The sequence below is a fragment of the Nostoc cf. edaphicum LEGE 07299 genome (assembly GCF_015207245.1).
Classification (GTDB): domain Bacteria; phylum Cyanobacteriota; class Cyanobacteriia; order Cyanobacteriales; family Nostocaceae; genus Nostoc; species Nostoc edaphicum_B.
This window is the reverse complement of the sequence record NZ_JADEXF010000034.1, coordinates 1-10,566: the sequence shown is the minus strand read 5'-3', so window position 1 is coordinate 10,566 and position 10,566 is coordinate 1. Positions and strand designations below refer to the sequence as shown.

The 10,566-nt window shown below is 42.7% G+C and carries 7 protein-coding genes and 2 pseudogenes; 5 read left to right on the top strand and 4 right to left on the bottom strand.

All coding sequences use genetic code 11. The features are described from left to right. Positions 1 to 501 (bottom strand): HEAT repeat domain-containing protein (locus IQ229_RS01915; RefSeq protein ID WP_194040778.1); only part of this gene is annotated, 501 nt, incomplete at its 3' end. Between the two features lie 335 nt (positions 502 to 836). On the opposite strand from IQ229_RS01915, the gene IQ229_RS01910 reads away from it, so the two are divergent. From IQ229_RS01910 to IQ229_RS01895, 4 genes are all read left to right on the top strand, one after another. Next, positions 837 to 1,844 carry a zinc-dependent alcohol dehydrogenase family protein gene (locus tag IQ229_RS01910; protein ID WP_194040776.1) on the top strand — a complete coding sequence of 336 codons (1,008 nt, stop codon included), beginning with the start codon at positions 837 to 839 and terminating at the stop codon, positions 1,842 to 1,844. Between the two features lie 9 nt (positions 1,845 to 1,853). Then, positions 1,854 to 4,085 (top strand): pentapeptide repeat-containing protein, encoded by a 2,232-nt coding sequence (locus IQ229_RS01905; RefSeq protein ID WP_194040774.1) that lies wholly within the window; start codon positions 1,854 to 1,856, stop codon positions 4,083 to 4,085. Between the two features lie 675 nt (positions 4,086 to 4,760). Beyond that, positions 4,761 to 5,636, top strand: a complete 876-nt coding sequence (locus IQ229_RS24400; RefSeq protein ID WP_194040772.1) for a hypothetical protein — start codon at positions 4,761 to 4,763, stop codon at positions 5,634 to 5,636. Between the two features lie 360 nt (positions 5,637 to 5,996). Beyond that, positions 5,997 to 7,370, top strand: a complete 1,374-nt coding sequence (locus IQ229_RS01895; RefSeq protein WP_194040770.1) for an autotransporter outer membrane beta-barrel domain-containing protein — start codon at positions 5,997 to 5,999, stop codon at positions 7,368 to 7,370. Positions 7,371 to 7,377: 7 nt separating this feature from the next. On the opposite strand, the gene IQ229_RS01890 is transcribed toward IQ229_RS01895, so the two are convergent. Then, positions 7,378 to 7,752, bottom strand: a complete 375-nt coding sequence (locus tag IQ229_RS01890) for a serine hydrolase domain-containing protein (protein WP_194040768.1) — start codon at positions 7,750 to 7,752, stop codon at positions 7,378 to 7,380. 640 nt (positions 7,753 to 8,392) lie between these two features. Here IQ229_RS01890 and IQ229_RS01885 point away from each other — a divergent pair. Beyond that, positions 8,393 to 8,767 carry a hypothetical protein gene (locus IQ229_RS01885; protein WP_194040766.1) on the top strand — a complete coding sequence of 125 codons (375 nt, stop codon included), beginning with the start codon at positions 8,393 to 8,395 and terminating at the stop codon, positions 8,765 to 8,767. Between the two features lie 113 nt (positions 8,768 to 8,880). Here IQ229_RS01885 and IQ229_RS01880 read toward each other — a convergent pair. After that, a pseudogene (locus tag IQ229_RS01880) lies at positions 8,881 to 10,377 on the bottom strand (ABC transporter ATP-binding protein); the annotation flags it as partial. Further along, a pseudogene (locus tag IQ229_RS24785) lies at positions 10,347 to 10,566 on the bottom strand (hypothetical protein); the annotation flags it as partial. The pseudogenes IQ229_RS01880 and IQ229_RS24785, both read right to left, overlap by 31 nt.

Below are 10,566 nucleotides of genomic sequence, written 5' to 3'. Positions count from 1 at the left end.
CAGGATCTTATCTACAGACTCGATGTCTTTAATTTCTCCCAGTGCAGAGATTGCAGCTTGTTGTAACACGACTTCTTTGCTATCTAATGCCTGAAGAAGAATTTGACGGGCACGAGGATCTTTAATATTACCTAGAGAAACAGCTGCACTAAAACGTACTAGCCAATCAGTATCTTCATAAAATGCCCGTGAAAGCACCTCAAAGGCTCTGGCATCACCCAAATATCCTAAAGCACCGGCGGCATCAGCGCGTATACCATAATCGGGGTCATTTTCGAGAATTTTTACCAAAATAGAATAACATTCTGGCGTTGGCTTGATTCCCAGAGCAAATATTGCCATCGATCGCAGTTGCAAAGATTCATCGTCTAGTACCTTTTTAATCAAAGGGACTGCATCCTCAGCCGCAACATGACGCAGATTAGCAAGGGCTACCATGCGATCGCGTAAATTCGGACTTTCTAACTGAGTAGAAATTTCTTGTAAGCTTAGAGCTGCCATTTAGTTCAAAGCGTTTTCTTTACTTATCTTAATTTACCCGATCTGTTCATCAGGCTGTCGCCATCGTGAAGTAGGAGTTTGGCGACTTTACAAAATGGCTCAATTATGAGTGAAGAATAAACAAATATTACTTACGTGAGATTATATATTGAATTTAGCAGTAATTAAGGGATAATCTTCAAAGCTTCAGTCGCTTGTTTTTTGTTGAATATAGATGTAGGGCGATCGCACCTTGTCGTCAAAAATCGCAGTTTTCCCTCAAACATAGCTTTGTGTCCACCCTCTTACGCTAAAGTTGCATAAGAACGTGCATCTAAAGCCAGGAGGAAAGAGTTGTGAAAGCAGTCTTGATGACAACAGCTGGCAGTCCCGAAGTTCTGCAAGTACAGGATGTGCCAAACCCTGCTGTTCCTGTAGGGAATACTGAACTTTTAGTGCATTTGGTGGCGGCTGGCATTAACCCCATTGACACTAAACTTCGTAGTCGAGGCACTTTCTACCCCGATCGCACGCCAACAATTTTAGGATGTGATGGTGCAGGTATTGTTGAAGCAGTAGGTGCTGGAGTTCAGCGTTTTCGCGCAGGTGATGAAGTATATTTTTGCTATGGAGGGTTGGGGGCACACCAAGGAAATTACGCTGAATATACCGTTGTAGATGAGCGGTTTGTGGCACGTAAACCCGCCTCTATCTCCTTTGCCGAAGCAGCAGCAGCGCCTTTAGTATTAATCACCGCCTGGGAAGCTTTATATGAACGGGGACGATTAGAACCTGGGGAACGGGTTTTGATTCATGCGGGTGCTGGTGGTGTCGGCCATGTAGCAATTCAATTGGCAAAACTCAAAGGTGCTACTGTTTCCACCACAGTAAGTTCTGAGGAAAAAGCTAATTTCGTCAAAGAACTCGGTGCCGATCATATAATTTTTTACAAACAAACAGACTTTGTGCAAGCGGTATTAGATTGGACTGGCGGCGAAGGTGTAGACTTGGCTTTTGATACCGTAGGCGGCGAAACCTTTCACAAAACCTTCCCCGCAGTGCGAGTCTATGGAGATATTGTGACGATTCTCGAACCAGATGCCAATACTGCTTGGAAAACTGCTAGAACTCGCAACCTCCGCATCGGTTTAGAATTAATGCTGACACCAGCATTGCTAGGATTACAAGATAGTCTCCACCATCATGCAGAAATTCTCGAACAATCTGCCACCTGGATCGATGAAGGCAAATTAAAAATCCATGTGAATCACAAATTTCCCTTAAAAGAAGCAGCTAAAGCCCACCAACTGATTGAAAGTGGGTCTGTGACAGGTAAAATTGTTCTGCTGATTAGTGACGAATGATCGAACAATTTGCATAATTTATCTTTTAAACGCAAAGGCACGCAGAGGTTAAACGCAAAGGTACACAAAGGAGTTTCTCTGCGTACCTCTGCGCTTCCCTTAGCGTTCCTTTGCGTTTTACTCCTCCTCCCCCTACCAACTTCGGCAGTACAAACACAACCAGAACGCACACCCTTAACCCTAGAATTATTACAAGAACGACTACGCACACCCATACTCCGCGAAGGAAATTTAACCGTCGATTTGCAAAAAATGGCGATCGATTTACGCCCAGAAAACGCCAGTTTTCGTGATGCTTTTTACCAACTACTACGAAAAGAACTCAGTACAAAACCTCTAGGTTTAGACCTCAGCTATACTTTAATTCTGGGGGATTTTGTCGGCAGCGATATGGGATTAAGAACACCATTATATGCAAAAGCGATCGCATCCATTTTCACCGCTACCGAACAAGAAAAACTAGAACGTTTGCGCTTTGTTTGTCTAGAGTCACTCGCAATCGCTTTACCCAACTCTAAAGATTGTCGATCGCTTCTGAGAACAGAGTCAACCCCAGCCAGTGAAATTGCCGTCTTTCGTGGTGTCTTAACACTGGCGCAAACTCGCTTCAACGGCGAAGTGAAGTTCTCCAATACATTTTTTCTTCAGTCTGTTGATGCCCAAGGTGCAACTTTTCTCCAACCCACTAACTGGACTGAAACCAGATTTGCTCGTCCTGTGAGTTTTACCAGTGTTAATTTCCAACAACCAAGTAATTTTCAGGGCAGTATATTTTTTGAAAAAGCTAATTTTAAAAAAATTAACTTTCGGGAACTGGCTGATTTTCAAGGTAGTATCTTTGAGGCAACTGCCAACTTTAACCAAGCAAATTTTAAACAGTTGGCTAAATTCAGTAATGTCCAATGGCAAGGAAATGCTGATTTTTCTGAAGTGGATTTTGCCAATCAAGCCCAGTTTACTAAGGCAGATTTTAATCAGTTTCTCCTTTTAACAGAAGCGACTTTTGAGCAAGGTGTAAGCTTCCGAGAAGCAGAGTTTAACCAATTAGTAAATTTGCAAGGTGCGAGCATTTTGAACCAAGCAGATTTTAGTGATTCCAGGTTTGCTAAAGAGGCTTGTTTAAGCGTATCTGGTTTAACTTTTAACTCCAACCAAGCGAAAATTTTAGGTAATCCCGGTCAAATTGGTCAGATGTTCTGCATCCCAACATTGCAAGGTAATCAAAACGTCTTGCGGAATTTGGGGCAAAATTTCCGTCAGCAACAGCAAGTTGCCGATGCTAATGAACTGGAATACACAAAACAACGACTGCGATTAATTGAGTTTGGGCATCGTTTGACGGCTACAAATATTAATAGTGCAACTGTTGCAAGTTTGATGAATTTGGGTTTTTCCGCAACTCAAGCTGAAGCGATCGCCCAGCGTCGTCTGGTAAAATCCTTTCGCAACAGTAGTGAGTTACTCACCATTGCAGACATCGATTTAGAAAAATATACCCAACTAAGCGATCGCTTAATTGTTGGCGAAACCCTTTCTATAGTTGGGTGGTTGCTGCAAGCTTGGAGTTGGTTGGCGTTGAGTGTACTGCTGTTGTTGAGTGGCTATGGTACGAATTTTTGGTTAGTGTTTGGTGTGGGAGGAGTTGCGATCGCTTATTTCGGTCTACTATTTTGGCTAGTAGATCGCTATCGTCGGCTGCATCCCGTACCAATTATTCCCACATCTTACGAAACCATTTCGATATTAGTCAGTTTTAGCGTTTTAGAATTCTTCAGCTTACTAGCAATCTTTCGCAATGCTCAACAACCTTGGCTGACATTGGGATGTCTGGTAATAATTCTTGTCCCCGTCCCAATGGCTTTATTGATCCGACTTTACCAACAAGGTCGTTATCATGACTTAATGGACGTTTCTTACTTCACAGAAGACGGCACATTTCGCCAGTTACGATTGTTGATTGGGCGTTTGCCAGTGATACCAAGGAATCAGACATTTCGGGAACGATATATGCCCTTGTTGTGCGATCGCCGTTGGAACTGGCTCAACTACTATGATTTTAGTCTCAACAACCTAGTTAAATTAGGATTTAACGACATTCGCCTACGAGACGAACACCTACCTGGCATCATCTCTGCACTTGCTTGGTATCAATGGAGTTTGGGTGTAATTTACATCACTCTCGTTTTGTGGACACTTTCCCGCACAATTCCGGGATTGAATTTGCTGATTTATCTGAAGTAATTCCTGTACCGAATCTTTTTTCGCTACACTTCGTAGCAGTGCTAATACAGCGTATTGCAGTGTGTTAGAAATCGTGCTATTTATTGTTATCAGTCTGGCGGTATTACATCTGCCAAAAGTAATAGAAGCCCGGTTAAACGCAAATTAATTAAATATCTAAAAATTTGGTAAATTTATCAAAAGATTGTTCATTACAATATAATAATGTTTAACCAAGTTCAATCTTGTTATAAATAGGTAGGCGGGAAAATTCATAACTACGTCATTGCGAGTGAAACGTTCGCAGAGTGTCTTGAAGAGAAGCAATCGCAAAGTTTTGAGCCTTTTATACTTAGTTACATAGTTTAAGTTTGTTTATCTACACCTACTTACAAATATATCAGTTAATTTTTTAAATTATTGTCTAAAAATATCTACAAGTTTGATAAATATATCAAAACATTTTTCATTGTGCTTCAAAGTTAAATCATATAAATTGTAAGTGTAAATAGGTAGCATTTATTAAAAATTGATTATCTCCACTTAACAAAGATAACCAAGTGATTTAATAGCTACTAACTAGTTTTGCTAACAATCAAAATAACAAAACAGCCATGAAATAGACAAAAATTAAATCTATTTTATGTTCTGATGCTAGCAAAATTTTTATCAAAACAATAACGAGGATGAATTCTAATGGCAGACAATTCAAGTAATAGTGGTAGCAATAGTAATAGTGGTAGCAGTAACTCCTCTACTAATGGGAACAATGCGATTGGACAACTTGGACCCTTTGATCGCTTGAAACCAGTTATCCCTGAGGGCTCCAATATATTCAGTGGTGTTGGTAATGGAGAAAATGGTAGCGCATTTGGTGGCGGTGCTGCTGTCGGTAGCGGTGGCAGTCAGCCTTTAGCCTATAATGGTAATCCTTTCGCTGGTGACAACTTCTGGAATATCTTTGCAGGGGGTGTCAACCCAGCCGCAGGCGGTGGTAGGCCATCCACAGGCGGTGCAAACCCATCCGCAGGCGGTGGTAGACCATCCACAGGTGGTGCAAACCCATCCGCAGGTGGCGGGAACCAAAGTACTGGCAGCGACCCTTTGACTGGCGCTGGTGGCAGTAGTAACCCATTCGCAGGCGGTGGTAACTCATCCGCAGGTGGTAGTAACCAAGGTAGTGGTAGCGACCCTTTGACTGGTGCTGGTAGCCAGACCTATGGTATTAGCACAAGTAAAATACCGAACGGGTCTGATTTGAGGGTTACTATTGACAAGCTAGTTGACTCAAGGCTTGACAAGGAACTGGGCGATGGAAAAACCCCATCATTTGGTGGTGGTAGTGGAGGACAAATCCCATCATTTGGTGGTGGTAGTGGAGGACAAATCCCATCATTTGGTGGTGGTAGTGGAGGACAAATCCCATCATTCGGTGGTGGTAGTGGAGGACAAATCCCATCATTCGGTGGTGGTAGTGGAGGACAAATCCCATCATTCGGTGGTGGTAGTGGAGGACAAATCCCATCATTTGGTGGTGGTAGCGGAGGACAAATCCCATCATTTGGTGGTTAATAAATCCCGTTCGCTTAATAGAATCCTTGCGAAAATGAGCAGATAAATAGAGAGAACAATAATGAGTTCTTCAGTACATAGTATGCTAGTACAGTTTGGCGCAAATAAACATACCATTCGATAAAGCTCAAAAGCGTGTATTATCAGTGATGTGACTTCTGCCTTATTGTACTAGTTTGCTATTTTACGTCCTGGAACTATTTACAGCTAAGGATTTAAGCAATATTCTCTGTTAGTTTGACAGTAAGATGATTAAAGCCTTTATTTTAGAGATATTTTGGGTTTAGCAAATTCATAATTTTTATAAGAAGTACTGAAGTCCTCATAACTTTTTAACTAAAAATAGGAAAATTAGTGCCAATGGAAAAGTCTGCTGTCAATCCCTTTAATGGTGGAGTTAATCCCTTAAGTGCAGGTGTCCCTAACAGCGTTGGTTCCTTTGCTACCAATAGCAGTTTGTCTCCTGAAGGTAGCCCGTTGACGGGTGGTAGCAATCTGTTATTAGGTAACGGTAACAATCCCATTCCAGGTGGCGGTATTAACCCGTTTGCAGGCGATGCTGGCAGTGGGCTTCAGAAATTAATCTTTGATCGATTAAAGTTAGTTTTGGGTGATAACTTTTTCAAAGGTATTGACAACACATTGGCAGGAGGTAGTAATCCTTTTGCAAACAGTGGTTATCCGATTCCAAGTGGGGCTACTAACCCATTTGCAGGCGGTGGTAATGCGATTCCAAGTGGGGCTACTAACCCATTTGCAGGAGGAAGCAACCCATTTGCAGGAGGAAGTAACCCATTTGCAGGCGGTGGTAATGCGATTCCAAGTGGTGGTAATGCGATCGCAGGTGCTGGAAGTCTGCTTCAACAATCACCTTTCGATCCGTTGAAAGAAGTCCTTGGTAACAATACACCCTTTAGCAGCGGTGGGAATACATCTAATCCTGGTAGCCAAACCTTTAATGAAGGCAACGCACCGGTTGGGAATGGTAACAAGAACCTTGGTAATAATAACGCAACTATTGGTAATTTTAACTCGGATTATGGTAGTGACAGCGCAACCATTGGGAATGGTAACTGGAACTTTAATAATGACAACACAACCATCGGTAATGGCAACTGGCTATTTGGAAAGAGTAACACAACTCTTGGTAACGGCAACTGGTATTGGGACGATGGAAGTAATAATTCAACATTAGGTAATGGTAATTGGCACTTCGGCAGTGACAACGCAACCATTGGAAACGGTAATTGGGACTTTGGTACTAATAACACAATTATTGGTAATGGTAACTGGGTTTTTACCAGTGGAAATGAAATTATTGGTAATGGCAATTGGTTAGCGAATACTGACAACACAAAAATTGGAAATGTCAATAATATCAGCAGTTTAAAGTTATCCCCGCTAGGGATCAAAACTGATGTTAACAATCTAATTGACTCTCTTATAGGTAAAATAGGTCAAAATTTTCTTGGGTTCACAGGAGATTTTGATGAATCGAGTAGCCAAACGTTTAACCGCCTCATCTCTTCCAAAAGTGTTGGTAATGACACTAATATATCTAGCGATATTGAGCAACTTTTGGCATCACTCAGCCCAATTCAAGGAAATTTTATCAATTATCAGCCTGTGCAAAACCCTCAGCCTGTCCCAGAATCTGCTTCTTCAGTGCCATTGGTAGTAATGGGATTCGTGTGTTTGCTGTTGTCACTGTTCAAAAAACAGCAACACTGTTAACGTAAATTCAATCCTTCAAGCTGATTGCGATCGCAGGTACACGCCATGAGGTGAGATAGGTATTAACATCCTCATCCAGATTGAGACGACCTTGCTGTGCAAGATGCATGACTGCTAAAGCGAAAACAGGTTTGCTGATTGAGGCTGCTTGAAACAACGTGTTTGGTGTAACTTCACAAGTTGTTTTGGCCTGACACACCCCAAATCCACGCGCCCATTCGATTTCAAAATCATTAATAACTGCAATACTAATACCTGGGGTGTGGTGATGTGCTAATTGCTCATTCAATGTTTTTGGTAGACCAAATTTTCCTTCCAACGTTGTTGCTGACAGAAGATTATTGATGACACGCTCAATGCGTTGCTCAATGGATTGCAGCATTGGTATACGCCACTTTTCCGTTTTGGATTTGTCAGTTCTATCCAATTCTACTCAAACTTTGCGATGCCTACGGCGGTAAACTACGCACTTCCTGTTTTTCTACCAGATTCAATACGCTTGGGTTAAGGCTAAAACTCTTTGTCAAAGTCAACTTTTTTAACGAACCGCAGAGGCGCAGAGGAAACAGAGAGAAGAGAAAAAATGCTTAACCCAAGCGTATTGCTACCAGATTGACTTAAAGCAATAATTAGCCAGAATTAATGCTGTCCGCACCAAGCTATTCTCATGGAGACGTTTTGCGATCGCACTACAAAGTTAAGTGAATGCATTGGCTTGCATTGTTAATACAGCGGCGGCCTTGTTAATGCATCGGCTTGCATTGTTAATACAGCGGCGGCCTTGTTAATGCATCGGCTTGCATTGTTAATGCGGCGGCGGCCTTGTTAATACAGCGGCGGCCTTGTTAATACATCGACTTGCACAAGCTAACCTACTCTTTCGCTAACATTGCTTCAATCCCACGTTTTTAAGCGTGGGTTCCCTACACCCCACACCTTATCCCCTACACCCTCTAAACTTACTGTTATTTATTGCGTTGTTATTGGGCACATTAAATATAGAGTTTAGCACGTATAAATATATGCCTAACCAAGATACAACACGTCGTTTGCGTTTTCAAATCATTAGTCAAGATATTACCTCATTCCACGGTTTGCAAACCGTCAGCACTTACGATACAAGCCGTTCTAATGCCTCTGTTGCAAACATTCAGCAAGCTTATCAGGCGATGTTGGCACAGCAACAGGCTGAAACTGAAAGACTAGCTTTATACCGCGCTGCTGTCGATGCTGCTCGATTGGCAGAATGGGAATTTCACAATGCTGTATTAGCTATGAAAGAAGTTGTACGCGGACAATATGGCTCAGATAGCGATCAAGCCCAAGCGGTTGGACTGAAGAAAAAATCCAACCGCAAGCGTCCCACTCGCAAAAAGTCGGTTGCAGTTGCAAGTTAATTAACTTAACTAATCAAGTCAAGTTTAAATTAATCGTTAAGCAAGTTCGTAGTAAGGACTTTAGTCCTTATTTTCTAAGCACTCAAGTGCTTACTACAAACTTTCAAAACTTATCAAGCGATCATTTCCTTTTCGATGTTATCTGTGCCAGTGCGAACCTCATCGAGATTATCTGGTAGAAATCCACCCGCTTGCATTTTCCATAATCTGTAGTAAGCGCCGCCGAGTGCCAGCAGTTTAGCGTGGGAACCATCTTCGATAATTCGACCTTTATCGAACACCAGAATTCTATCTAGATGGACGATGGTAGATAATCGATGAGCTACCACAATGACCGTTTTTCCATTCATTGCTAAGTCGAGGGTATCTTGGATTGCTTTTTCGGTGATTGAATCGAGACTAGAGGTGGCTTCATCTAAGATTAGGATCGGCGCATCTTTGAGGATTACCCTAGCAATCACAATGCGCTGTCTCTGCCCCCCAGACAACTTAACGCCACGTTCGCCCACCAAAGAATTGTAACCATCTTTACTTTGAACGATGAAATCGTGAGCATGAGCCTTTCGTGAAGCCTCGATCACTTCCTCATCGGTTGCATCCAAGCGTCCGTAACGAATATTTTCTAGCAAAGTGCGATGAAATAGAGACGGATCTTGGGGAATTAAGCTGATCTGAGCGTGTAAAGCATCCTGAGTCATGTCTCGAATATCGACCCCATCAATGATAATCTGTCCAGATTGTGGGTCGAACAAACGCAAAATCAGATTGACAAAGGTGGATTTTCCACAGCCGGACAAGCCTACCAATCCGACACGCTGTCCCGCTTGGATGGTGACAGAAAGGTTGTTGAAAACTTTCTTCTGATCTGTGTAGTTGAAATTCACCCGCCGAAACTCAATCTTACCTTGAGTGATTGAGTGGGCGATCGCCTTCTCGCGATCGACCAACTCGTGCGGTTGAACGATGGTGAAGACACCATTGGCGACATTCCCAATATGTTCAAAAAATTCTAGAAAGCGGCGGCTCAAATTACGCGCTTCACTGATGATCAACAGTGATAAGCTGGTTGCTACAACAAAGTCAGCAGTAGCGATCGCTCCTTGACTCCAAAGAGAGAGCGAGTAATACAGCGTGCTAATTTTCAGAATGGCTGCTGAAATGAACTGAAACCAGCGAATGCGCTCCGAGTACCAGTTGGACTCTCTCACGTGTTTGAGTTCGTGCCTTAATTGCTCATTCAAATAACGTCGTTCAAAATTAAAGCGAGCAAATAGTCGGCTACTAGTGAGATTTGTGACTGTATCTACGATGATGCCAGTTGTCTCACTTCTGGCGGCTGCGGCTTTCCGGGAGTAAAATCGGCAGCGAGTTGCCAGCCAAAACGAAATACTGATGAAGAGAACTGCCCATATTCCCACGAGTGCAGCCAGTGGAGGATAGGCGCGATACAGTATCGTCGTGGCGACAGTATACACAACAATTACTGGCATAAATTCAGTAATCATCATTTGCATCGTCTGGGTAACACCTAGAGAAGTTTCGCTAATCCGATGTGCCAATGCCCCGGAAAAACTGCTGCTCAGGTAGCGATGGGAATGGTGCTGTAAGTAGCCAGATTGATGACTTCACCAAACGAGAAAACACATCGAGATAAGGGTGCAGATTTGTTGGCATTGTTAGAAACAGGCGAGAACAGATAAGGCAAGGAACCATTGTTAGTGTCGTGAGAGCGTTGTTCAACAGGCATTGTTGTGACTCCTAATTTGATTTGGGGATTGGGCAGGGAGGCAGAGGGGCAG

What these genes read in the sequence shown, in the direction of transcription:
- IQ229_RS24400 (WP_194040772.1), top strand. Translation starts at nt 4,761, where the DNA reads ATGGCAGACAATTCAAGTAATAGTGGTAGCAATAGTAATAGTGGTAGC.
- IQ229_RS01895 (WP_194040770.1), top strand. Translation starts at nt 5,997, where the DNA reads ATGGAAAAGTCTGCTGTCAATCCCTTTAATGGTGGAGTTAATCCCTTA.
- IQ229_RS01890 (WP_194040768.1), bottom strand. Translation starts at nt 7,752, where the DNA reads ATGCTGCAATCCATTGAGCAACGCATTGAGCGTGTCATCAATAATCTT.
- IQ229_RS01885 (WP_194040766.1), top strand. Translation starts at nt 8,393, where the DNA reads ATGCCTAACCAAGATACAACACGTCGTTTGCGTTTTCAAATCATTAGT.